Raw genomic sequence first — 24,129 nt, 5'->3', positions numbered from 1 at the left:
GTCGTTGCAATCCGCACTGGGCGGACGCGTCGGTCTACCGGCCGCCGCCGGCTCACTGGATGCTGCGCGAGCCGCCTCGGCCGAATCGCGTGTGCTTGGCGAGCACCTGCATGGCCTGATCGTGGGTCATGCCGGAGGACGCGACGATGGTCGTGCCCTGCGCCTTGAGACTGTCGAGTCCGCCGATGCCGAGCATCAGGTCCTCGACGAACGGCGCGGTGGAGCTGAACAGGATCGGCGGGGCGAATGTCTCGCCCGGCTTGCCGCGCAGGTACATGGTCGCCTCGAGCTTGTCGGCACGGTTGACGGCGAGTACGACGGCCATGCCGTCGACCACGGTGGTCAGATCCTTGGCGGCCGCCTCCGGTCCGTCACCGTCGAGGCCGCGCAGCACGGCCACGGCCCCTTCCGGCGATTCGACGCAGTCGGCGGAGATGTCGGACAACTGGCAGAACGCGGCGAGCAATTGGGCGGAGGCGATGCGCGTGATGATCACCGCCGCCTTCGCCTTGTTGCCGAGCAGCCCGGCAAGCTCGTCCTCGAACTGGGAGGACAGATCGTCCGGCCGACCGCCCGCGCCGTCGTCCGCGGCGTCCGACGAATCGGCCGCATCCACGGAGCCTGCGACGTCCGAGACTTCCGAATCATCCGTTGCGTCGGTGTCATGTTGCTCCTGCGCGTCACGGAATTCCTGTTCGAACCCGGCGAGCGCGGCCTCCAGTTCGGCGTCGCTGAACTGCGCGTCGAAATCGTCCGGATTCAGATCGCCCGGCTTGTCGGCGTTGTCGTGGCGATCGTCGCTCATCACAGCGCGCCCTTCGTGCTCGGGATCAGGCCTTCGATGCGCGGGTCGGGTTCGATCGCGAACCGCAGCGCACGTGCCAGCGCCTTGAATTCGGCTTCGGCGATGTGGTGCGGGTCGCGGCCGGCGAGCACCTGCATGTGCAGGCAGATGCCGGCGTGGAACGCGATCGATTCCATGACGTGGCGCACGAGAGAGCCGGTGAAGTGGCCGCCCATCATGCAGTATTCGTATCCGGCCGGCTCGCCGGTGCACACGCAGTACGGGCGTCCGGAGATGTCGACGACGGCCTTGGCGAGCGCCTCGTCGAGCGGCACGGTCGCGTCGGCGAAGCGGCGGATGCCGCGCTTGTCGCCGAGCGCCTGCTTGAGCGCCTCGCCGAAGACGATGGCCGTGTCCTCGACGGTGTGGTGCACGTCGATGTCGGTGTCGCCCCACGCCTTGATCTTCAGGTCGATGAGCGAGTGCTTGCCGAGCGCGTTCATCATGTGGTTGTAGAACGGCACGGACGTGTCGATGTCGGTTTTGCCGGTGCCGTCGAGGTTGAGTTCGAGGTCGATGTGCGATTCGCTGGTTTCGCGGATGATGTGCGCGGTGCGTGCCATCTGATGCTCCTTACGCTACGGTCGCCGCGGTCGCTACGGTCGCCGTGGTGGCGGCGTGGTCGCGGCTGCGATACGTCAATATGTCTGCTTCCCGAGCCTACTCGGCTTCCACGATGCGCAGCACTTCGCTGAGCGCCTCGCGGAAGCGGGCCATCTCGTCGTCGGTGCCCATGCACACGCGCAGCCAGCCGTCCGGGCCGACGACGCGGATGAGGATGCCGCGGTCGAGCAGCGCCTCGAAGATGCGGTCGCGTTTGTCGAAGTGACCGCCGAAGAGCAGGAAGTTCGATTCGGATGCGGCGACCTCGAGCGGCTGGCCCTTATAGGTCTGGCGCTTGAGCCATGCGGCGGTCTGTTCGCGGATCTCGCGCAGGTGGGCGACCTGGCCGAGCTGTTCGTCGGTGTGTTCGAGCGCGGCGAGCGCGGCGGCCTGCGTGACGGCGGACAGGTGGTACGGCATGCGCACGATGCGCACGCAGTCGATGATGCCCTTGCTCGCGGCGAGGTAGCCGACACGGGCGCCGGCGAACGCGAACGCCTTGCTCATGGTGCGGCTGACGGCGAGGTTCGGGTGCGTTTCGATGAGCGTGACGGCGCTGGGCGTGCCGGGGTTGCGGAATTCGACGTACGCCTCGTCGACGACGACGATCGGGTGCACGCCTTCCGCGGCTCCCGCCACGTCGGCGGTCTCGCACACGTCGAGGATGCGTTCGAGGTCGGCCGGCGGCAGCGGCGTGCCGGTCGGGTTGTTCGGGCTGGTGAGGATCACCATGCTCGGCTTGATCTCGTGGATCGCCTCGATGGCGGCGTCCACGTCGAGCGTGAAGTCGGCGTTGCGGTGGGCGAGCTTCCAGCCGGTGAACGTGTCGCGCGCGTATTCGGGGTACATGGAGTACGTCGGATCGCAGCCGAGCGCGGTACGGCCCGGGCCGCCGAACGCCTGAAAGAGCTGGAGCATGATCTCGTTGGAGCCGTTGGCGCCCCACAGCTGGTCGACGGCGAGGCGGGCGCCGGACTCCTTGGCGAGGTAGTCGCTGAACGCCTTGCGTAGCGCGATGTGCTCGCGGTCGGGGTACCGGTTGAGCGTATGGGCGATCTCGCCGACGCGGCGCGCGATGGTGGCGCACACCTCGGGGTTCGGCTCGTACGGGTTCTCGTTGACGTTGAGGCACACCGGCACGTCGAGCTGCGGCGCGCCGTACGGCTCCTCGCCGATCAGGTCGTTGCGCAGCGGCAGGCTTGCCGGGATCGCGTTGGTTTCTTCGGTCATCATGCTCCCCTATTGCGTCGGCTGCGGGCGGGTTCGTCGCCCGTCCGCAGCCGCATGGTCGTTCGTCGGATATGGAATGGGAAACGGCAGGCGCCTCCCGCTTAGCGCAGGCCGGCCTCCGCCTCCTGCTCGCGCAGCGTGGCCTTGTCGTACGGGTCCTTGACGAAGCGGGACAGCACGCATTCGCCGTGGGCCGGCAGGTCTTCGGAGACGGCGAACGCGTTGATACGCGCGGCGAGGGCCTTGAGGCCCTCCTCGTCGTATTCGATGACTTCGACGGGCTTCATGAACGTGTGCACGCCGAGGCCGGCGGCGAAGCGCGCGGTGCCGCCGGTGGGCAGCACGTGGTTGGAGCCGGACATGTAGTCGCCGAGCGGGACCGGCGAGTAGGGCCCGCGGAAGATCGCGCCCGCGTTCTTGATGCGCTTGACGACCGCGTCCGCGTCGGCGGTCTGGATCTCGAGATGCTCGGCCGCGTACGCGTTGGCCGCGTCGATCGACTGGTCGAGGCCGTCGGTCAGGACGATCGCGGACTGCGTGCCGGACAGGGACGTGTGGACGCGTTCGGCGTGCTCGGTCTTCGGCACACGGTAGTTGAGGTTCTCCTGCACCTTGTCGGCGAGTTCGGGATCGTCGGTGAACAGGACGGAGCCGGCGAGCTCGTCGTGCTCGGCCTGGCCGATCAGGTCGGCCGCGAGCAGGCTCGGGTTGGCGGTCTTGTCGGCGATGATGCCGATCTCGGTGGGGCCGGCGACCGCGTCGATGCCCACGAAAGCCGACACGAGCGACTTGGCGGTGGCCACGAAGATGTTGCCCGGGCCGGTGATCTTGTCGACCGGATCGCACAGCACGTCGCCGTCCTGCGGCTCGCTGCCCTTGGCGCCGTAGGCGAACATGGCGATGGCCTGGGCGCCGCCGACCGCGTACACCTCGTGCACGCCGAGGATGGCGCAGGTGGCGAGGATGGTCTTGTTCGGCAGGCCCTTGTCGTTGTCGCGGGCCGGCGGGGTGGCGATGGCGAGCGATTCGACGCCGGCGGCCTGCGCGGGCACGGCGTTCATGATCACGGACGACGGATAGACGGCCTTGCCGCCGGGCACGTACAGGCCGACGCGCTGGATCGGGATCCAGCGTTCGGCGACGCGTGCGCCGGGCGCGAGATCGGTGTGGAAGTCCTGCGGCACCTGGTTCTTGGCGACTGCGCGGGCGCGGCGCACGGATTCCTCGATGGCGGCGCGCACTTCGGGGTCGAGCGTGGTCAGCGCGGCCTCGATCTCCTCCACGGGCACGCGCAGGTGTTCGGGACGCACATGGTCGAACTTCTCCTCGAAGTCGCGCAGGGCCGCGGCGCCGCGTTCCTTGACGTCGTCGAGGATCGGGCGCACCAGATCGGTGGCCTCGGAGGTGCCCATCGCAGCGCGCGGCATCGCGGCCAGCAGTTCGGCACGGGACAGTTTGCGACCGCGAAGGTCGATGATTCGCATGATGTTCTCGCTCATAACGCCCCATCGTAACAACGTCGCCTCACGAACCGCCGCGCGATGTCCGTTTTCACCCGAATCGTGAGATATCCGTACGATCCGGCGCCGAAATACGCCGAATACGCCGTGTCCGGGCCTTCCACGGCCATGCTCGCGGCCATGTTGCCGGCATCATCCCAGTGCGGCGACGGCCGGGTAGAGGGCGGCGAAACGCGGGTAGAGCCCGTCGTAGGTGAGGGAGACGACCGGATCGGGCTCGTAGACCGTGGTTTCGACCACGGTCCCGGTCAGGTCCGGCCGGTCGAGGACGAGCGCGGCGAGCGCCACGGCCGGCAGGATGTCGGCGTTGGCGAACACCTTGACCGGATGATGCAGCATGTCGGCCAGGATCCGGCACCATGCGGTTTCGCACGCGCCGCCGCCGATCAGGGAGATCGAGGTCGGCGGCTCGTCGAAGCTTTCCATGCCCTGCCGGATGGAGAAGGCGACGCCTTCGAGCGCGGCGCGCAGCATGTCGCCGCCGGTCGTGGCCGGTGACATGCCGACGAACACGCCCCGCACGGCCGGGTTCATCACCGGGAACCGCTCCCCCACCAGATACGGCAGGCACAGCACGCCGTTCGCGCCCGGCACGGACGATTCGACGAGCTCGTGCGCACGGCCGTAGTCGCCATCGGCGAACAGTCCCGCGGCCCAACGGTGCACGTCGCCGGCGTTGAGGAACGGCACCGCGTTGACGAATCCGTCCGCGACGCCGAACGCGAGGTTCGCGGCACCCGGCTTGTCGACGAACGGCTCGGGCGACACGGTGGCGATCCAGCCGGATGTGCCGAGGTTGATGTTGTACTGGCCGGGACGGGCGACGCCGCTGGCGAGCGTGGTCGCGCCGGCGTCGCCGATGCCGGCGTATACCGGCGTGCCGGCCGTGAATCCGGTGGCCTGCGCGGCGTCGGCGGTCACCGCGCCGACGACGTCCTGCGGCCGGTGCAGTTCGGGCAGCAGCGTCATGTCGATGCCGGCTGCGGCGCACAGTCCGGCGTCCCATCGTCCGGTATGGATGTCCATCGCCCCGGCCGTGGAGCATGCGGCCACGTCGCCGATGCACGCGCCGGTCAGTCGCGCGACCGCATAATCCTTGGAGCTGATGAGCACGTGCCGGGTCCGCGCGAACACGTCCGGTTCGCGATCGCACAGCCACATGAGCTTCGGCAACGGCAGACATCCTTCGAGCCGGTTGCCGACCACGGCGAGGAACCGTCGCGCGCCCTCCTCACTGCCGCAACCGTCGGCCGGATCGTCGCCGAGACCGTCATCGCGGCGACCGGCGGACGCATGATCGACGGCGATCGCCCGCGCCAGCCGTTCCGCTTGTTCGCCTGCACGGCCGTCGGAATACAGGATCGCGTTGCGCACCGGCCGCAGATCGTCGTCGAGCGCGATGACGTCCTGCATCTGCCCGCTGCAGATGATGCCGCGGATAAGATCGGCTCGGAAGTCCGGATCGGATTGCGCGGCGTCGCGCAGCATCGCACGGGCGACGTCACGGAACGCGCTCCACCACTGGTCCGGGTCCTGTTCGCGGGCGTCGCCGTCGACGATCAGGTCAAGATCGTCGCTCGCCGACGCGGCGATGCGGCCGTCGTCGTCGACCAGCGCGCCTTTGACCGCCGTGGTGCCCATATCGAACGTCGCCGCATATCCCCGTGCCATTCCGTCGCTCCTTGCCCATGTCCGTCACGCACGCGCCCATCCTCCGCATGCCATACCCGCATCGTACCGCCGAACGACGCAACCCGTCCGCCGCGGCGCGGTTCCGAGAGACGTCAGAAGGTCAGGCGCATCTGGTGCCAGACGACGTCGCCGTGCGTGGAGTCGGAGATGCCCTCGTCCACGTAGCCGAAGCGGGCGTAGAAGCCGACGAGCCGATCCTTGCAGGTCAGGACGAGTCCCGCGCGTCCGGCCGCGCGCGTGTCGGCGATCACGCGGCGCATGAGCAGGCTGGCGTAGCCGTGATGCTGCGACGCCGGAACCGTGTCCACGCCGAAGATCATCTGCCATGCACCGTGCGGATCGTGCTGGGACGGATCGTCGTACATGTCGTCGGTCAGGTCGCGCCGGTCGGTCGCGAATCCGTTGATGAACGATACGATCGCACCGCCGTCGTCGCTCGAATCGTCGCACAGCAGCCAGAAGCAGTCGGGATAGGCGGCCAGTCGCGCGCGGATCGCGCCCGGACCCGCCGCCTCGGCGGGAGGGAAGCACTCGGCTTCGATCGCCGCGAGCGCGGCCGCGTCGTCCGCAGTCGCGTGCCGTATCGTCAGTCGCGCGTCACCGGCCGTCGGTCCGGTCATCAGTTTGCTCATACCGTATAGTCATATCGCATCGGCCGGTTCGCCGACGGATGACGGCCGATCGGCGGGCAACGGACGGCATGAGCGTCGCCGTGGCCTTCCCGGACACGGAAAAAGGGTGGCGGACGCCGTTGTCCGTCACCCCATCGACTCCCGTCGGTCACGGCATAGCGGGCCGAAACCGCATCCGAACCGTTACTTGGTCAGATCGTGGGCCATCTCCTCGAACGTCGCCAGATAGGTGTCGCACGCCTGCTCGTCGTGGAAGACGGACAGCGTCCACTCCTCCTCGCGGCCCGGCGCCATGTAGACGCCGCGGTTGGCCTGGTAGAGCCATGCGAGCTGGTTGAGCGCCGCGTTCTGGCCCTTGCGGAAGGAGACGTAGTCGGTGATCTTGTGCGGCGAGAACGTCACGCAGCCCTTGGCGCCGAAGCCCTGCGCGTAGCCGGGGAAGTCGTACTTCTTGATGATCTCGCGGCAACCGTCCATCAGACGCTGGTTCATGCGGTCGAGATGCTCGTACGCGGCCGGGGTGAGGACCTTTTCGAGGCTGGCGCGCGCGGCGGCCATCGACAGCGGGTTGCCGGAGAACGTACCGACCTGGTAGACCTCGCCGTCCTCGACGACGTGCATGACCTCGTCGGTGCCGCCGATCGCGCCGGACGGCAGGCCGCCGGCGAGGGACTTCGCGATGGTGACCATGTCGGGGGTGACGCCGAACAGCTTGGTGGCACCGCCGGGGCCGACGGTCAGACCGGTCTTGACCTCGTCGAAGATGAGCACGATGCCGTGCTTCTTGGTGACTTCGCGCACGCCTTCGAGATAGCCGGGCTCCGGCGGCACGATGGACATGTTCATCAGGCAGGCTTCCATGATCAGGCAGGCCGGCGGGTTGCCTTCGGCCTCCATCTCCTCGATGCGGTGCTCGAGCGCGTCGAGGTCGTTGAACGGCACCGGCACGGTCAGGTCGACGGTGGCCTGCGGGATGCCCGCGCCGTACGGCAGGGACTTCAAGTGGTAGCGGTCGCCGATGTCGTTGTAGTCGGCGTAGATGGAGATCATGACCGCGTCGTGGTGGCCGTGGTAGGAGCCGAAGATCTTCATGATGTGGTCGCGGTGCGTGTAGGCGCGGGCGATGCGGATGGCGTCCATCGTGGATTCGGAGCCGGAGTTGTTGAAGCGCCACTTCGGCAGGCCGAAGCGCTTGGCGAGGTTTTCGGCCACGACCACGTCGTCCCAGTCGGGCATGGCGAAATGGGATCCCTTGGAGAAGCGGTCGTTGACGGCGGCGGCGATGTCCGGGTTGGCGTGGCCCTGCAGCATCGCGCCGAAGCCGTTGTTGAAGTCGTAGTATTCATTGCCGTCGACGTCCCACATCTTCGAGCCCTGGCCGCGGTCGACGTAGATCGGCCACGGGTCGCGCAGCTGATACGAGGAGGCAACGCCGTTGCACAGGTGTTCGCAGGCGCGCTCGTACATTTCGTGCGACTTGCCGAGCCTGGCGTTGAGCTTGTCACCTTCCTTCTCGGTGAGTTCCTTGATCTTGGTTTCGTCGATGGTCGTCGCCATGATGTCGCTCCTTAGTCTTGGCCGGTGTGATGCGCATCGTTTGCGAACGCCGATCCGCGGTCGCGTGTTACGCGTTTCGCAGGATCATGCGGTCCGTTCTGCGTTTTTCCCAACAGCTATAGATAATCACCTATTTATTTCGTAGCGATTACCGCAATATGCCACGATTTACTCGCCCACGTTGCATCCATGTTGCGAATTACGCAGGCCATTGCGATGCCGCAGAGATATTCGTAGGGGCTCCGGTCCGTATACGGCCGGCTCCTGCACGGCGCCGGAGACAGACGACAAAAGGCCGTGCGAAGCGTATGCCCCGCACGGCCCTATATCGGATCCGCCGTCCGACGCCCCGTCAGCTGCGGAAGTCCTCGAACATCATCGTGTAGTTGTCGTTGAGCTTGTTCGAGCAGCGTTTCTCGAGGATCGCATGCTTCTCCTCCTCGGCCGACGGCACGATCACGTTGAGCTTGCGCATGGCGGCCGGCAGCAGTTCGTCGCCGCCCTTGAGCACGCTGCCCGCGCCGGCGTTGCGTTCGACCGCGGTCTTGTTGGCCGGGTCGAGCATCCAGTTGATGAACGTCTTGGCCTGCGCGATGTTCTTCGCACCGCGCGAGATCGCCACGTTGTCGACGAACTTGTTCGCCCCGTCGCTCGGGAAGACGAATTTCAGGTTCGGATTGCTGCTCATGGCCTGATAGGCGTCGTAACTCCACGCCATGCCGACCTTCTGCTCGCCCGAGGCGAGGCGGTCGGCCACGCCCTCCGAACTCATCACGCCCAGCTTGCCCTTGTAGCTTTCGAGCAGGTTGGCCGCATCCTGATAGTCCTGCGGATCGGTGGCGCACTGGTCCGAACCGACCGCGCGCAGGGCCGCGTTGACGACCTCGATCTGGTCGCCGAGCAGCTGCGTCTTGCCCCACGACGCCTTGGGATGGAAGAAGTCGTTCCATGAGGTCGGCGCGTCGGAGGCGGGGATCGCCTTCGCGTCGTACACGATGCCCGTGTAGCTGACGATGTACGGGATGGAGTACTCCATCTTCTTGTCGTAGTACGGATTGCGGAATTCGTCCTTGATGTTCTTGGCATTCGGCAGCGTGTTCACGTCGAATTTGACGAGCAGATGCTCGTGGATGAGCTGTTCAACCATGTAGTCGCTGGGCATGACGATGTCGTACCCCTCGCCGCCGGTGGACTGCAGTTTCGCCTCGAGCGCCTCGTTGCTATCGAACGTGTCGACGGTGAGCGAGATGCCCGTGTCCTTCTCGAACGTCTTGACCACGTCGTCGGGCATGTAGCCGGCCCACGTGTAGATGTGCAGTTCGCCGCCGGTCGCCGCCCGGTACGTGCCGACCGCGTTCACCGTCGCGCCGGACGCGACGTCGCTCACGCCGCCGGAGCAGCCGGCGAGCGAGACCGTCGCCAGGCCGGCCATCGCGAGCGCAAGCTCGCGCATCATCAAACGTCGTTTCATCATCGCTCCCCCTTACTTGTCCTTGCGGTTCGTCAGCAGCGTGGACGTGACGGTCACGATCACGGCCAGCAGCAACAGCAGCGCGGCCACCACGTTCACGCTCGGGTTCACGCCCTTGCGGATGAGCGAGAAGATGTAGATCGGCAGCGTGGTGGTGCCGGCCGTGGTCAGGAAGTTCGAGATCATGAAGTCGTCCATCGACACGACGAACGCCATGAGCGCGCCGGAGACGATGCCGGGCACGAGCAGCGGCAGCGTGACGCGCATCACCGTGACGGCGCCGGACGCGCCGAGGTCCTCGGCCGCCTCGAAGCATGCGTGGTCGATGGTGGCGAGGCGCGCGCGGATCGGCATGACGACGAACGGGATGCAGAACGTGGTATGCGCGAGCACGAGCGGCACGAAGCCGGGCGCGAGTCCGATCAGGCGGATGAACGCCATCGTCGCGACGCCGAGCACGATCTCCGGGATCAGCATGGAGGCGTTGATGAGCATGGACGCGAGCGCCGAGCCGGCGCGCGACATGTGGTCGACGGCGAGCACGTACATGACGCCGAGCGTGGTGGACAGCGCGGTGGCGATCACGGCGACGATCAGCGACGTTTCGGTCGCGTTGATGATCGCGCCGTTGGTGAACACGCTGCCGTACCAGCGCAGCGAGAACCCCTGCCACAGCAGCGCCTACTTGCCGCCGTTGAACGAGAAGAACACGACGATCATCATCGGCACGTACAGGAACGCGAGTACGAAGACGCTCAGGAAGCCGACGAGCAGGAACCGTTTGAGCTGGTTGTCCTGCCGGCCGGAACGCCGCGTGCTCCATGCGCGGTCGGGGCGCTTGTGTTCGAGTCCTTCGGGCATGCGCACGCCGTCGGCGCCGGAGGCCTGCACCTGGGCGACCTTCGCGCCGAATTCGCTGGCGTTGCCGTATCGGATCGCGGACGGATCGGTGTCGTGGTTGATCATGCTCATCACGCACCCGCCTTTCTGGAGGCCATGCCGCCCATGATGGACGCGGCGAGCGCGCCGAGCAGCGTCACGGCGAGGATTACGGTGGACAGGGCCGCGCCGAACGGCCAGTTGCGCGCTTCGGAGAACTGTGAGGCGATGAGATTGCCGACCATGAGGACGCGTCCGCCGCCGAGCAGCACGGGCTGCACGTAGGAGCCGAACGCGGGGATGAAGCACAGGGCGATGCCGCTCATCACGCCGGGCATGGCGGCGCGCAGGATGACGCGGCGCATGACGGTGAGCTTGTGCGCGCCCAGATCGTAGGCCGCTTCGACGAGTCGGAAGTCGAAGCCGGACAGCGCCGAGTACATGGGCAGGATCGCGAACGGCAGGAACGTGTAGATCAGGCCGATCACGGAGGCGAACGACGTGTACAGCATCTGCTGCGATCCCATGCCGAGCAGGCGCAGCAGCCAGTTGACGGGGCCGTTCTCGTTGAGGATGAGCATCCACGCGTACGTGCGCACGATCAGGTTCGTCCAGAACGGGATGGTGACCAGCAAGACCAGGATCTGCTGGACTTTCGCGCTTTTCATCGACATCCACAGGGCGATCGGGAAGGCGAGCGCCACGCAGATCACCGTGGTGAGCAGCGCCTGCCACAGCGACGTGCCGAACACGGCGAGGTAGCGCGCGTCGAACGAGCGGTTGCCGAAGTAGTCGTGGCGGAACAGAAGCTTTTCGTAGGCGTCCGTGGAGAAGCGGAACACCACGCCGCCGCCCATGTCGGGCCGGCTCATGAACGAGAACGCGACGATCACGCCGATCGGGCCGAGCGTGAACAGCAGGCCGATCAGGATCGAGGGCACGGACCACAGGCGGTTGAGCATGCCGGGCTTGACGGGGTGTGCGGAGGCGAACCAGCGCCTCCACGCGGGCCGTCCGGCGGCCGCGGGCTTCGGTTCCGTTGCAGGTTCCGTGGTTGCAGGTTCCGGGGTCGCGCCGCTCATCGTTCCACCACCCTGATGTGCGCCGCCTCGACGTTCACCGATACGGTGGCCCCCTGGTGGAGCACGGCCGTATCGTACGGCGGGGAGAGCCGGACGAGCAGCTTGGTGCCGTCGGTCAGGCGCACCTCGCAGCGTACGTCCGCACCCATGAACATGAGCGTTTCGACGGTGCCGGTGAGCTCGGTGTCGCGCGGCGCGGTCAGTTCGATGCGTTCGGGGCGGATGGCCGCGCTGATCTCGGCGCCGGCCGGCCATGCGGACAGGTCCTGTTCGACCTTGAACGGCACGCCTTCGACGGTGATCTCGTTCGTGCCGGTCTTGACCGCGTCGACGAAGTTGATGTCGCCGATGAAGTCGGCGACGAACCGGTTGGCCGGCTCATTGTAGATCTCCTCGGGCGTGCCGATCTGTTCCGGCCTGCCCTTGGAGAAGACGGCGATGTGGTCGCCCATCGACAGCGCCTCCTCCTGATCATGGGTGACGAAGATGAACGTGATGCCGGTTTCGCGTTGGATGCGCTTGAGCTCGACCTGCATCTGCCGACGCAGCTTGAAGTCGAGCGCGGAGAGCGACTCGTCGAGCAGGAGCACCTTGGGCCGCTTGGCGAGGGACCGGGCGAGCGCGACGCGCTGCTGCTGGCCGCCGGACAGCTGGTTGGGCCGTCGCCCGCCGAATTCGCCGAGGTGGACGAGGTCGAGCATCTCCTGCACGGTGCGTTTGATCTCGTCCTTGGATTTATGTTCCATTTCGAGGCCGAAGGCGACGTTCTGCGCGACGGTCAGGTGCGGGAACAGCGCGTAGCTTTGGAAGACGGTGTTGACCGGGCGGTCGTAGGGCGCGAGCTGGTCGATGCGCTGGTTGCCGAGGTAGATCTCGCCGGCGTCCAGCGATTCGAGTCCGGCGATGGAGCGCAGCAGTGTGGTTTTGCCGCAGCCGGAGGGGCCGAGCAAGATGAAGAACTCGCCCTGTCGGATGGCGATGCTTACGTCGTCGATGGCATGGACTTCCTTGCCTTCGGCGGATCGGAACGTTTTGCGCGCACGGTTGATCGTCAGTCCGGATTCGCGTCGTTCGACTTCCGGATCGCGCGCCACCAACGGCTTGGCACTGCTCATCGCGTCTCCTTCTGCTTGGGTTGCTCGGCGTCGCATTCGCGCCGCATCTCGCGTTCACATCACACCGGATAGTGAAGAAGACCGCGATTTCCATAAAGTAAACGCAACATTGCAATTTATTTCGTCATGAAACCGAATGATTACATTGAAAACCGAAATAACACGCCATTGACACAACGAAAACCGCAATTTCACATTGACGCATGCATAATGGGAGCCCTCAGACAACGAATATCGCAGCGACATCGTCGCACGGCAAAACCCGAGGTGGTCATATGGGCACGATCAGAGGCGGCAGAACGGACCGGACGGACGTGGACGGCGCGATGCCGGACACGCAGCCGACCGTCATGGACGCGACGAACAAGCGCATCATCGCCCTGCTGCAGGAGGACGGCCGCCGCTCGTACGTGTCGATCGGCAAGGAGATCGGCCTGTCGGAGGCGGCCGTGCGGCTGCGCGTGCAGCGCATGCTCGACGACGGGATCATGCAGATCGTCGCCGTCACCAATCCGATGGACATGGGCTTCCGCCGGCAGGCGATGGTCGGCATCACGGTCGACGGCGACATCGAGTACGTGGCGAGCGAGCTCAAGGAGATCGCGCACATCGACTACATCATCATCACCGCCGGCCGTTTCGACATCCTGGCCGAGATCTTCGCCGAGGACGACGAAAGCATGCTCGAACTCGTCAACCGGCACATCCGCAAGATCGACGGCATCGCCCGCACCGAACTGTTCACCTACATGCGATTGGAATCCCAGCGCTACGACTGGGGCGTGCGGTAGGCACGCGGAAGCGTCGCATCGGGAAGCTCATCAGACGGCGGCGGATACGCCCCGCGAGGCAAATGCAGGATACGCGGGGCGCATACGCGAGAAGCCGGTATAGCATGGGAACCGCATGGCGAATCGGCCATCCAGTGAAGTCCCATGACAGCATGGAAAGGCATGATGATGAGCGAACAGAGTAGTGACACGGCATTGCGCGCGCCGGAACTGACGCTGAACGACAAGGCGCATTCAGTGATCCCGCAGATCGGCTTCGGCACGTTCCAGATCCCGCCGGAGGATACGCAGCGGGCGGTCGAGGAGGCGCTCGAGATCGGTTACCGTCACATCGACACGGCGGCCGCCTACTACAACGAGGAACAGGTCGGCGACGCGCTCAAGGCGACCGGCATGGCGGGCAAGGTGTGGGTCACCACCAAGCTGCGCAACTGCGATCAGGGATACGATTCGGCGATGGTCGCGTTCGAGGAGTCGCGCCGCAAGCTCAAGGTCGACGTGGTCGACATGTACCTGATCCACTGGCCGTTCCCGGCCGCCGGCTTCTACAAGGAGACGTGGCGCGCGCTGCTCAGGCTGCGTGACGAGGGCGCGATCCGCGTGCCGGCCGTCAGCAACTTCCTGCCCGAGCATTTGCGCGCGATCATCGACGACAGCGGCGAAACCCCGGCCGTCAACCAGATCGAGGCGCACCCGCGCTACTCGCAGCCGGGCAATCTCGCGTTCTGCAAGGCGCACGGCATCGTCGCAGAGGCATACAGCCCGCTCGGCCACGGCAAGGACATCGAATCCGATCCGGTCGTCGCCGCGGCCCGGACGCACGGCGTCACGCCGGCGCAGGTCGTGCTGCGCTGGCACACGCAGGAGGGACGCATCGTCATCCCCAAGTCGAAGCACGTCGAACGCATGAAGGCGAATCTCTCCAGCGCCGGCTTCGATCTGACGCAAGCCGAGCTCGCCGCCATCGACGCGCTTGACGACCCGCATGCGAACGTGAGCGCCGATCCGGCGACCTTCGCGCACTCGCAGTCGTGGGCCGACCAGCACGTGCGCGGCAACATCTGAGCCTACCTACTCGTTGAACGCGCGGTCGAGCAGATCGTCGATGTCGTCGAACCGGCGCACCTTCGGATCGTCGATCACGTGCCCGGCCGCGACCACCATCGCCGGCTGGCGCAGCGCGCGCAGGTCGAGCAGCGGATCGGTGTCGAGCACCAGCAGGTCCGCGGTCTTGCCGATCTCGATCGAACCGGTCACGCCGTCGACGCCCAGGATCTCGGCGTTGGCCTGCGTGGCCGCATGGATCGCCTCCGCGGCCGAGAATCCGGCGCGCTTGACCAAGAGGTCCAATTCGCGCCAGGTGTTGTACTGCGTGACGAACGTCATCGCCGTGTCCGTGCCGACGCCCACGCGGATGCCCTCCTCGTGCGCTTCGTCCGCGCCGGCGATCATGCCGGAGACCACGTTGCGCGAGTTCGACAATTGCACGTCGGTGATGCCGGTGACCGACTGGTCGATCTCCGTCAGCGGCAGCCCCGCCGACAGGGTCGGAACCAGCGCCGACCAGCCACGCAGCGAATGCGGGTTGTGCCGGAACAGTTCGATCATCTCCGCGTCGAGCGCGCTGCCGTGCTCGATCGTGTCCACGCCGGCGAGCAGCGCGCGGCGCACGCCCTCCGGGCTTTGCGCGTGCGCGGCGACGATCACGCCGGCTTCGTGAGCCGTATCGCAGATCGCGCGCATCTGCTCGACGCCCATCTGCGGACTGCCGGCCTCGCCGGCGCGCTGCGCGTCCGTGACGCCGCCGGTCGCGGCGATCTTGATCGCGTTCACGCCATGTTCGAGATTGAGCCGAGTGTTGGCCGCCATCTCGTCCGGCGTGGTGCCGGTCAGCGCGATCAGCGGAGCGCCGTGGCCGTCCGGGATCGCCAGCAGCGGTCCGGAGGCGAGGATGCGCGGGCCGACCAGCCGGCCTTCACCGATCCGGTCGCGCAGGTCGACGGCCTCGTATTCGACGTCGCCGAGCGTGCGTATGGTCGTCACGCCGGAGCCGAGCAGCGTCTCCACGCTGCGTTTGGCTCGGGCCTTGAGATACGGCCGGCCGAGCGGGGAATGCATGATCGCGGCGGTGGCGCGCTGGCCGCGCGGCGTCGCCATCTTCGGGTTGAGCGGCTTGCCGTCGGAGAACAGATGCACGTGCGCGTTGATCAGGCCCGGCATGACGACCTTGTCGGTCGCGTCGATCACGCGGCGGCCGTCGCCGACCGGCGTCTGCGTGCTGGGGGCGACCTGTTCGATGCGACCATCCTTGCCGACGAGGATCGTCGTGTCCTCGAGCGTGGTACCGACCGCATCCGCGACGACGACGGTGGCATGGGTGATGGCGAACGGTTCGCGCGGTGCGATGGCGGCCATGTGCGATTTCCTTACGTGTGACTGTGCGGCTGTATGACTATGCGGCTGTGCTGCCGTGCTGCTGCATTGCTACGTTCGTGCGACGCGCGGGCCATGCGACCGCCCGCGCCGTCTGTTCGGATCGTCTGTTCGGATCGCCGTTACTCGCGGACGAGCTGGATGTGCTCGACGTCGTCGCGCTTGGAGCGGCGGAAAAGCACGAAACGGTTGCCGATGGTCTGCACCACTTCGGCGCCGATCTGTCCGGCGAGCTTGTCGGCCGCCTCCTTGGCGGTCAGTCCGGAGCCGTCCTGGACGGCGATCTTGAGCAGCTCGTGGCTGTCCATCGTTTCGGACGCCTGCTTGACGGCCGCGTCGGTCAGATCGTTCTTGCCGATGTACATCAGCGGCTTGAGCTGGTTCGCCAGCGCGCGCAGCTGCTTGGTCTGCTTCTTGGTCAGTGCCATTGAATTCCTTACTGTTACGTGACTGTCCATCGTGCGACCGTCTGCGACGCGTCATGCACGATGCCTCATACGAGCATACCGGCGCGGGGCGATGATCCGGCACGTCGCCCTCGAGAGCCCTCCCTGCGTGGCGGTTTTCTCTCACTACCAGCCCCTCAGCGAGCGTTTTCCGCCACTGCATGCGACGCGTGGCGGGAAACGCCCGCGGACGGGCCTGTCGGTGAGAGAAAACCGCCACTGAGAGTGCGGACCACTGGTTTTTCGACACAACACGGGCTAGTGTCTATAGCGGGAGCCGCATAAATGCGACATCATGTCTATCAAGACAAAGTTGACATCATGTCAACTCCACCGTCAAGGAGGCGGAACATGTACTATTCCAACGGCAACTACGAAGCCTTCGCCCGTCCGAAGAAGCCGGAAGGCGTCGAACACAAGTCGGCGTACATCATCGGCACCGGCCTCGCGGCCCTGTCCGCGGCCTGCTATCTCGTGCGCGACGCACAGATGCCCGGCAAGAACATCCACATCTTCGAAAAGGACGCCGTGCCCGGCGGCGCCTGCGACGGCGCCGAGATCCCCGGACTCGGCTACGTGATGCGCGGCGGCCGCGAGATGGACAACCACTTCGAGGTCATGTGGGACCTGTTCCGCTCCATTCCGTCGATCGAGACGGAAGGCGTGTCCGTGCTCGACGAATACTACTGGCTCAACAAGGAGGATCCGAACTACTCGCTGTGCCGCGCCACCAAGGACCTCGGCAAGGACGCCGAGACGAACGGCAAGTTCGGGCTCTCCGACAAGGCGTCGATGGAGATCATGAAGCTGTTCTTCACGCCCGACGAGGACCTGTACGACAAGCCGATCACCGACTTCTTCGACGACGAGGTGCTGAACTCCAACTTCTGGATGTACTGGCGCACCATGTTCGCGTTCGAGAACTGGCACTCCGCGCTCGAAATGAAGCTGTACATCAAGCGCTACATCCACCACATCGGAGGCCTCCCGGACTTCTCCGCGCTGCGCTTCACCCGCTACAACCAGTACGAATCCATGATCCTGCCGATGGTCAAGTATCTCGAAGGCCACGGCGTGCAGTTCCACTACAACACCAAGGTCGAGAACGTCGAATTCGCGATCGGCGGCGGCGACGGCCCCAAGCGCGAACACACCGGAGTCGGCCAGGACACGATCCTCAAAATCCAGGCCACGTCCGGCGTGTTCAAGCGCAACCCGTACAGCTCCCCCACCAAGAAGCTCGCCGTGCGCATCGACCTCGACCATGAGGGCGAGAAGTCCTCGATCGACCTGACCGAACGCGACTACGTGTTCATCACCAACGGCGGCTGCGTCGAGAACTCCACGATGGGCTCGCAGCACGCGCCCGCCCCGTGGAACCCGGACATCAAGCCCGGCGGCGGCTGGGACATGTGGCGCCGCATCGCCAAGCAGGACCCGAGCTTCGGCCACCCCGACACGTTCTGCTCCGACCCGCAGGCCACCAAGTGGATGAGCGCCACCGTCACCACGCTCGACAAGGAGATTCCGCCGTACATCCAGCGCATCTGCAAGCGCGACCCGTTCACCGGGCACGTCGTCACCGGCGGCATCGTGACGGTGACCGACTCCAACTGGCTGATGAGCTGGACGCTCAACCGCCAGCAGCAGTTCCGCGACCAGCCCAAGGACCAGCTGTGCGTGTGGGTCTACGGCCTGTTCCCCGACAAGCCCGGCAACTACATCAAGAAGCCGATGACCGAATGCACCGGCGAGGAGATCTGCGCCGAATGGCTCTACCACATGGGGGTGCCGGCCGACAAGATCGAGGCGCTCGCCAAGAACCACGCCAACACGGTGCCGGTCATGATGCCGTACATCACCGCGTTCTTCATGCCGCGCGCCGCCGGCGACCGCCCGGACGTGGTGCCGGACGGCGCCGTCAACTTCGCGTTCCTCGGCCAGTTCGCCGAAACGCCGCGCGATACGATCTTCACCACCGAATACTCGATGCGCACCGGCATGGAGGCGGTGTACACGCTGCTCGACGTGGACCGCGGCGTGCCCGAGGTGTGGGGCAGCGTCTACGACGTGCGCAACCTGCTCAACGCGACGGTCAAGCTGCGCGACGGCGCGCCGGTGACGGACATGAAGCTCAACTTCGTGGAGAAGGCCGTGCTCGGCAAGATCCTCAAGAAGCTTGACGGCACCGACATCGCGACGCTCCTCAAGGAGTATCACGTGATCTGAACGCGATCCCATTGATGCCGACTGTTTTCGGCCGGCATTTGTTGCTTGCTGTCATGCATAGCACAGCGGCCCGGTTGTTCCCTCCCATAGCGAGAGGAACAACCGGGCCACTTCAAGTGCGTCCGCTCACCGCGCGTCACGCGCCTGCCCGCGTCACGCGGCGGGCAGGCAGCTGGGGCCGAAGAGGATCTTGATCTCGGCGAACAGCGCGGTGTCGCGCCGCACGCGGAACCGGTCGCCGAACGTGAGCACCTGCGCGTTGCCGTCGTCGTCCATCACCGCGAGCCGCACCTCGCAGGTGCCCGGATGCGAGTGCAGCACCTGCGCGAGCCGGTTCACGTTGCCGCGGCCGAGCGCCATCTGCGGCAGCGTGATCAACAGCGGCCGTTCGTCGGCGGCCTCGAGCGTCGGCACCTGCATTTCGGTGGCCCTCATGGACACGGTCTCGTCGCGCACTTCGGCAGTGCCGCGGATCTGCACGATCTGGTCGACGGCCAGATCGGCCATCGCCGCCTCGTACACCTTGCCGAAGAACATGCACTGGATGCTGCTTTCCATGTCCTCGACGGTGACGATCGCCCACGGGTTGCCCTTTTTGGACACACGTCGGTCCACGCCGGTGATGAGGCCGGCGATGGTGACCTGCTGGCCGTCGCCCATGGTCTTGGCACGGTCGATCAGGTGCGCGATGGACATCTCGCGCAGTCCGGCGAGCACGGCCTGCATGCCGGAAAGCGGGTGGTCGGACACGTACAGGCCGAGCATTTCGCGTTCGAAGTTGAGCTTGGTCTTCTTGTCCCACTCCTCGATGTCGGGCACGTTCACGGCCGCGTCGCCCATGGCCTCCATGCCGCCGTCCTCGTCGTCGGAGAACAGGTCGAACTGGCCTTCCGCCTGCTTGCGCTTGATGCCGACGACCGAGTCGATGGCCGCCTCGTGGATGGTGAACAGGGCGCGGCGGTTCGGGTCGATCGAGTCGAACGCGCCGGCCTTGATGAGCGATTCGATCATGCGCCGGTTGAGCGCGGTGAGCGGCACGCGGCGCACGAAGTCCATGAAGTTGACGTACTTGCCGCGCGGGCCGCTGCGTTCGGCGATGATGTCCTTGACGGGAGCCTCGCCGACGTTGCGGATCGCGCCGAGGCCGAAGCGCACGACGTCGCCGACTGCCGAGTATTCGAACACCGACTCGTTGACGTCCGGGGAGAGCACCTGGATGCCCATGCGGCGCGCCTCGCCCAGGTAGAGCGCGGTCTTGTCCTTGTTCGTGGACGCGCCCTGCAGCAGGGCGGCCATGAATTCGACCGGGTAGTGCGTCTTCAGGTACGCGGTCCAGTACGAGATCAGGCCGTATGCGGCCGAATGCGCTTTGTTGAACGCGTAGCCGGAGAACGGGACCAGAATCTCCCAGATCGCCTCGGCGGCCTGTTCGGAGTAGCCGTGCTCCTTCATGCCGGCGAAGAACGGCACCTTCTCCTTGGCCAGCACCTCGGGCTTCTTCTTGCCCATGGCGCGTCGCAGCACGTCCGCCTTGCCGAGCGAGTAGCCGGCGAGGATTCGCGCGGCGGACTGCACCTGCTCCTGGTAGATGATCAGGCCGTACGTCTCGTCGAGCACCTGCTTGAGCGGTTCGTCGAGCTCGGGGTGGATCGGCGTGATCTTCTGCAGGCCGTTCTTGCGCTTGGCGTAGTTGGTGTGCGATTCCATCGACATCGGGCCCGGTCGGTACAGGGCGATGAGTGCGGAGATGTCGTTGAAGTTGGTCGGCTTGAGCGTGCGCAGCAGCGCGCGCATGCCGTCGCCATCGAGCTGGAAGACGCCGAGCGTGTCGCCGCGCGAGAGCAGGTCGTACGTCGGCTTGTCGTCGAGCGGGATCTTCGTGTGGTCGATCCTGCCCTTGCCGTTCTGTTCGATGTTGCGTATCGTGTCGCGGATGATCGTCAGGTTGGACAGGCCGAGGAAGTCCATTTTGACCAGTCCCAGCGTTTCGCACGTGTGGTATTCGAACGTGGTCGTGACCGTGCCGTCGACGCGTTCGAGCAGCGGCGACGTGTCGGTGATCGGCTCGGAGCCCATGATCGTGGCGCACGCGTGCACGCCGGTCTGGCGGATCAGGCCCTCGATGCCCTTGGCCTCTTCGGTGATGCGCTTGACGTCCGGGTTGGAGTCGTACAGTTCGCGGTATTCGCGCGCTTCGGCGTATCGCTTCGCGTTCGGGTCGAAGATGTCGTGCAGGCTGATGTCCTTGCCTCCGGTTTCGGCCGGAGGCAGCGCCTTGGTGACGGTGTCGCCCATGGAGAAGTCGTAGCCCATGATGCGCGCGGAGTCCTTGAGCGCCTGCTTGGTTTTGATCGTGCCGTAGATCACGCACTGGGCGACCTTGTCGTGGCCGTACTTGTCGGCCACGTATTCGAGCACGCGGGCGCGGCCGTCCGGGTCGAAGTCCACGTCGATATCCGGCAGGGAAACGCGTTCCGGGTTGAGGAAGCGTTCGAAGATCAGGCCGTGCTTGAGCGGGTCGAGTTCGGTGATGCCCATCGCGTAGGCGACCATCGCGCCTGCGGCGGAGCCTCGGCCCGGGCCGACCATCACGCCGTGCGTCTTGGCCCAGTTGATGTAGTCGGCGACGACGAGGAAGTAGCCGCAGAACTGCATCTGGCAGATCACGCCGCACTCGTAGTCGGCCTGCTTGAGCACCTCGATCGGCGGATTGCCGTCGTAGCGCTTTTCGAGGCCCTCCTCGACCTTCTTGAGGAACAGCGACGTCTCGTCCCAGCCTTCGGGGCAGGCGAACTGCGGCATGAACGCGCCGTCCTCGTTGTCGTCGAACATGACGTTGCAGCGTTCGGCGATCTCGAGCGTGTTGTCGCACGCCTCGGGCAGGTCCTTGAACAGTTCGCGCATCTCCTCGGCCGACTTGATGTAGTAGCCGGAGCCGTCGAACTTGAACCGGTCGGGATTGTCGAGCGTGTCGCCGGAGTTGATGCACAGCATCGCGTCCTGCGCGTCGCGGTCGGCCTCGTGCACGTAGTGCGAATCGTTGGTGGCGAGCAGCGGCGCGTTGAGCTTCTTCGCGATGGTGAGCAGGTCGTCGGTGACCTGCGTTTCGATCTTCAGACCGTGGTCCATGAGTTCGATGAAGAAGTTGTCGCGTCCGAAGATGTCCTGCAGTTCGCCGGCGGCGCGCAGGGCCTCGTCGAACTGGCCGAGGCGCAGGCGCGTCTGGATGATGCCCGACGGGCAGCCGGAGGAGGCGATCACGCCCTTGGAATAGGTAGCGAGCACCTCCTTGTCCATACGCGGATAGCGCATGACGCGGCCTTCGAGGTTCGCCACCGAGCTCGCCTTCATGAGGTTGACGAGGCCCTCGTCGTTTTCCGCCCACATGGTCAGGTGGGTGATCACGCCGCCGCCGGAGACGTCTTCCGGGTTGCGCCGGCGGTGCTTTTCGTCCAGGTTCGGATCCCAGTTCGTGTCCCAGCTGACTCGGGTGGGATCCTGCCTCGCGGTTTCCGGCGTCACGTAGGCTTCGATGCCGATGATCGGCTTGACGCCGGCCTTGACCGCCGTGCTCCACATTTCGTACGCGCCGTGCATGTTGCCGTGGTCGGTGATGCCGACGGCCGGCATGCCGAGTTCCTTGACGCGGCTCACCAGATTCGGGATCTTCGACGCGCCGTCCAGCAGCGAATAGTGCGTGTGATTGTGCAGATGTACAAAGCTCTTTCCCGTTTCGGCCATGCGTTCCACCATACCCCATCCCCTTGGCCTCTCCCCCATGGCGAATCTCGCCGCAATGGCCTCGGGCCGGACGATGCGCGATTCCGCTGTGGATAACCCGTTGTGGATAACTCCCGACCTTTCGACCACAGGGGCCGTTTTTCATTGACAGGCATGGCGGCGGTCCCGTAGCGTGGGAGGCCCATGGCGCACGAGAAAGGAAACGATGATGTTGCCCTCGCCCTACCCTTCCCAGCAGGAAGACAGATCCGCTCCCCCGAACCGGCGGTCGTGGCCGCCACCGCCGTACTCCGCGGACGGCAGGCGACCCCGGCCCGACGATGACGAATCGGGCGCCCGCATCCTGCGTTCGATCGGCGTCTCCTCCATCGTGCTGGGCGTCGTGCTCGGCCTCGCTGCGCTCGCCGGCACGATGTATCTCAATCGCGGCGAATACCGGCCGGAGGACGTGCTGGTGCTGCTTGCGGTCTGCGCGGCCGGAGTCTGCTGCGTACCGTCGCTGATCACCGGCGTGGTGCTGTCCGTGGCCGCGGCCGTGCAGGCCTGCCGGGAACGGCGGAATGCCGCGGGCAACGGCAACGACGATCCCACGCTCACGGACGACTTCGTGGCTGCTGAAGCATCGCGGGAAGGACCGTCATGTGTCTAGCACCGGCATGCCCGACGCCGCAGCGACGGGCGCCGACCGCATATCGGCGTCCCCCGTCGAGAACGGACCGTCATGCGCTCAGTTCAAGGCCCCCGACTCGTGCTTCGCACGGATGGCCTCGAGCGCATGGGCCAGATCGGCGGGATACCGCGACGTGACCGTGGTCCATACGCGGGTGCGCGGGTGCCGGAATTCGAGTTTCATGGCGTGCAGCCATTGCCGGTCCAGACCGAGTTCGGCCGACAGCACGGGATTCGCCCCGTACATGGGGTCTCCGACGAGCGGATGCCCGATGGACGAGAAATGCACGCGAATCTGGTGGGTGCGTCCCGTTTCGAGGTTGACGGACACCAGCGTGGCCTCTCCCCCGAAACGCTCCATCACGTCCCAGTGCGTGACGGCGGGCTTGCCGGACGGCGTGACGCAGAAGCGGAAGTCGGACACCTTGGCGCGGCCGATGGGAGCCTCGATGGTGGCCTTGTCCTCCTTGAGACCGCCCTGCACGAGCGCATGGTATGTCTTGCGGACCTCGTGCTCGGCGAACTGACGGCGCATCTCCACATACGCAAGATCGGACTTGCACACGAGCATGAGCCCGGACGTGCCGACGTCCAGCCGCGAGACGATGCCCTGCCGGCCGGGGGCTCCGTACGACGTGATCGACACGCCGCGGTCGAGCAGGCTGCCGAGCACGGTCGGCCCGGTCCAGCCGACGGACGCGTGCGCGGCGACGCCGACCGGCTTGTCCACGACGACCACGTCGTCGTCCTCGTACACGATGGCCATGTCCGTGGCGATCGGCTCGGGTTCGGCCCGTTCCTCGACCAGATCGAACTCGACCGTGTCTCCGGACATGAGTGAGCCGGATTTGGCGATGTCGCGGCCAAGCACCCGGGCCTGGCCAGTTTCGATCACGTCGGCGGCCTTGGCGCGCGAAATGCCGAGCATTTTGGCGACGGCCACGTCGAAGCGCTTGCCCACCAGGGCGTCGGGGGCGGGTACGAGACGGCTCATAGCGTGTCTCCGCCTTCCGACGCGTCCTTCCCTCCGTCCTGCTGCGCATCGGAACGGGCCTGCGTCTCGTCGAGGCGCGCCAGATCGGCCTTCGAGAACGGTTCGCCCGTCACGATGAGCGCGACGATGCCGATGCCCGCGACCATGAGCCAGATGTCGGCCACGTTGCCGACCGACCAGCCGTAGTTCAGGAAGTCCACG

Annotated in this window: 20 protein-coding genes and 1 pseudogene; 4 read left to right on the top strand and 17 right to left on the bottom strand. The window is 65.9% G+C overall.

Translation table 11 applies throughout. The features are described from left to right. Nucleotides 1-52: 52 nt before the first annotated feature. From JS533_RS00105 to JS533_RS00050, 12 genes are all read right to left on the bottom strand, one after another. Nucleotides 53-805, bottom strand: coding sequence for a hypothetical protein (locus JS533_RS00105; protein WP_241512551.1), 753 nt, complete (start codon nucleotides 803-805; stop codon nucleotides 53-55). Next, nucleotides 805-1,407, bottom strand: a complete 603-nt coding sequence (gene hisB, locus JS533_RS00100; RefSeq protein ID WP_033495123.1) for an imidazoleglycerol-phosphate dehydratase HisB — start codon at nucleotides 1,405-1,407, stop codon at nucleotides 805-807. Before hisB ends, JS533_RS00105 begins: the two co-directional genes overlap by 1 nt. Before the next feature lie 97 nt (nucleotides 1,408-1,504). Continuing rightward, nucleotides 1,505-2,677: a histidinol-phosphate transaminase gene (locus tag JS533_RS00095; protein WP_241512631.1), complete on the bottom strand. Its 1,173-nt coding sequence runs from the start codon at nucleotides 2,675-2,677 to the stop codon at nucleotides 1,505-1,507. A 101-nt stretch (nucleotides 2,678-2,778) separates the two neighbouring features. Beyond that, nucleotides 2,779-4,176 carry a histidinol dehydrogenase gene (hisD, locus tag JS533_RS00090; protein WP_241512550.1) on the bottom strand — a complete coding sequence of 466 codons (1,398 nt, stop codon included), beginning with the start codon at nucleotides 4,174-4,176 and terminating at the stop codon, nucleotides 2,779-2,781. A gap of 153 nt (nucleotides 4,177-4,329) precedes the next feature. Then, nucleotides 4,330-5,868, bottom strand: coding sequence for a xylulokinase (locus JS533_RS00085; RefSeq protein ID WP_241512549.1), 1,539 nt, complete (start codon nucleotides 5,866-5,868; stop codon nucleotides 4,330-4,332). Between the two features lie 113 nt (nucleotides 5,869-5,981). Next, a complete protein-coding gene (locus JS533_RS00080) occupies nucleotides 5,982-6,521 on the bottom strand; it encodes a GNAT family N-acetyltransferase (protein WP_241512548.1) in 540 nt (179 codons plus the stop codon). 183 nt (nucleotides 6,522-6,704) lie between these two features. Continuing rightward, complete coding sequence (locus JS533_RS00075; protein ID WP_241512547.1) at nucleotides 6,705-8,078, bottom strand: aspartate aminotransferase family protein; 1,374 nt, start codon at nucleotides 8,076-8,078, stop codon at nucleotides 6,705-6,707. Between the two features lie 352 nt (nucleotides 8,079-8,430). Then, complete coding sequence (locus tag JS533_RS00070; protein WP_241512546.1) at nucleotides 8,431-9,552, bottom strand: ABC transporter substrate-binding protein; 1,122 nt, start codon at nucleotides 9,550-9,552, stop codon at nucleotides 8,431-8,433. Between the two features lie 9 nt (nucleotides 9,553-9,561). Then, nucleotides 9,562-10,188, bottom strand: coding sequence for an ABC transporter permease (locus tag JS533_RS00065; RefSeq protein ID WP_241512545.1), 627 nt, complete (start codon nucleotides 10,186-10,188; stop codon nucleotides 9,562-9,564). Nucleotides 10,189-10,230: 42 nt separating this feature from the next. Further along, complete coding sequence (locus tag JS533_RS00060) at nucleotides 10,231-10,521, bottom strand: hypothetical protein (protein WP_241512544.1); 291 nt, start codon at nucleotides 10,519-10,521, stop codon at nucleotides 10,231-10,233. Then, complete coding sequence (locus JS533_RS00055; protein ID WP_241512543.1) at nucleotides 10,521-11,510, bottom strand: ABC transporter permease; 990 nt, start codon at nucleotides 11,508-11,510, stop codon at nucleotides 10,521-10,523. Before JS533_RS00055 ends, JS533_RS00060 begins: the two co-directional genes overlap by 1 nt. After that, nucleotides 11,507-12,625, bottom strand: a complete 1,119-nt coding sequence (locus JS533_RS00050; protein ID WP_241512542.1) for an ABC transporter ATP-binding protein — start codon at nucleotides 12,623-12,625, stop codon at nucleotides 11,507-11,509. Before JS533_RS00050 ends, JS533_RS00055 begins: the two co-directional genes overlap by 4 nt. Nucleotides 12,626-12,900: 275 nt before the next feature. On the opposite strand from JS533_RS00050, the gene JS533_RS00045 reads away from it, so the two are divergent. Both JS533_RS00045 and JS533_RS00040 read left to right on the top strand, forming a co-directional pair. Next, entirely contained in the window at nucleotides 12,901-13,416 is a 516-nt protein-coding gene (locus JS533_RS00045) for an Lrp/AsnC family transcriptional regulator (protein ID WP_241512541.1), read from the top strand. A gap of 168 nt (nucleotides 13,417-13,584) precedes the next feature. After that, nucleotides 13,585-14,481 carry an aldo/keto reductase gene (locus tag JS533_RS00040; RefSeq protein WP_420838601.1) on the top strand — a complete coding sequence of 299 codons (897 nt, stop codon included), beginning with the start codon at nucleotides 13,585-13,587 and terminating at the stop codon, nucleotides 14,479-14,481. A 6-nt stretch (nucleotides 14,482-14,487) separates the two neighbouring features. On the opposite strand, the gene JS533_RS00035 is transcribed toward JS533_RS00040, so the two are convergent. Further along, entirely contained in the window at nucleotides 14,488-15,831 is a 1,344-nt protein-coding gene (locus tag JS533_RS00035; RefSeq protein WP_241512540.1) for a metal-dependent hydrolase family protein, read from the bottom strand. 140 nt (nucleotides 15,832-15,971) lie between these two features. After that, nucleotides 15,972-16,277, bottom strand: a complete 306-nt coding sequence (locus tag JS533_RS00030; RefSeq protein WP_241512539.1) for a YhbY family RNA-binding protein — start codon at nucleotides 16,275-16,277, stop codon at nucleotides 15,972-15,974. A 369-nt stretch (nucleotides 16,278-16,646) separates the two neighbouring features. On the opposite strand from JS533_RS00030, the gene JS533_RS00025 reads away from it, so the two are divergent. Continuing rightward, the gene (locus JS533_RS00025; protein WP_241512538.1) at nucleotides 16,647-18,524 is read left to right on the top strand and encodes an oleate hydratase; all 1,878 of its coding nucleotides are present in this window, start codon (nucleotides 16,647-16,649) and stop codon (nucleotides 18,522-18,524) included. Nucleotides 18,525-18,677: 153 nt separating this feature from the next. On the opposite strand, the gene dnaE is transcribed toward JS533_RS00025, so the two are convergent. After that, nucleotides 18,678-22,265 carry a DNA polymerase III subunit alpha gene (gene dnaE / locus JS533_RS00020; protein ID WP_241512537.1) on the bottom strand — a complete coding sequence of 1,196 codons (3,588 nt, stop codon included), beginning with the start codon at nucleotides 22,263-22,265 and terminating at the stop codon, nucleotides 18,678-18,680. Nucleotides 22,266-22,470: 205 nt separating this feature from the next. Between dnaE and JS533_RS00015 the strand changes: the two genes are divergently transcribed. After that, complete coding sequence (locus tag JS533_RS00015) at nucleotides 22,471-22,914, top strand: hypothetical protein (RefSeq protein WP_241512536.1); 444 nt, start codon at nucleotides 22,471-22,473, stop codon at nucleotides 22,912-22,914. Nucleotides 22,915-22,992: 78 nt separating this feature from the next. Here JS533_RS00015 and JS533_RS00010 read toward each other — a convergent pair whose 3' ends face one another. Beyond that, nucleotides 22,993-23,928 (bottom strand): RluA family pseudouridine synthase, encoded by a 936-nt coding sequence (locus tag JS533_RS00010; protein ID WP_241512535.1) that lies wholly within the window; start codon nucleotides 23,926-23,928, stop codon nucleotides 22,993-22,995. Next, nucleotides 23,925-24,129 (bottom strand): annotated as a pseudogene (locus JS533_RS00005) (signal peptidase II); the annotation flags it as partial. The gene JS533_RS00010 and the pseudogene JS533_RS00005, both read right to left, overlap by 4 nt.

This window comes from Bifidobacterium amazonense (assembly GCF_018555435.2).
GTDB classification, from domain to species: Bacteria; Actinomycetota; Actinomycetes; order Actinomycetales; family Bifidobacteriaceae; genus Bifidobacterium; species Bifidobacterium amazonense.
Note: the sequence above shows the minus strand (reverse complement) of the source record. Positions and strands in the feature narration are given on the sequence as shown.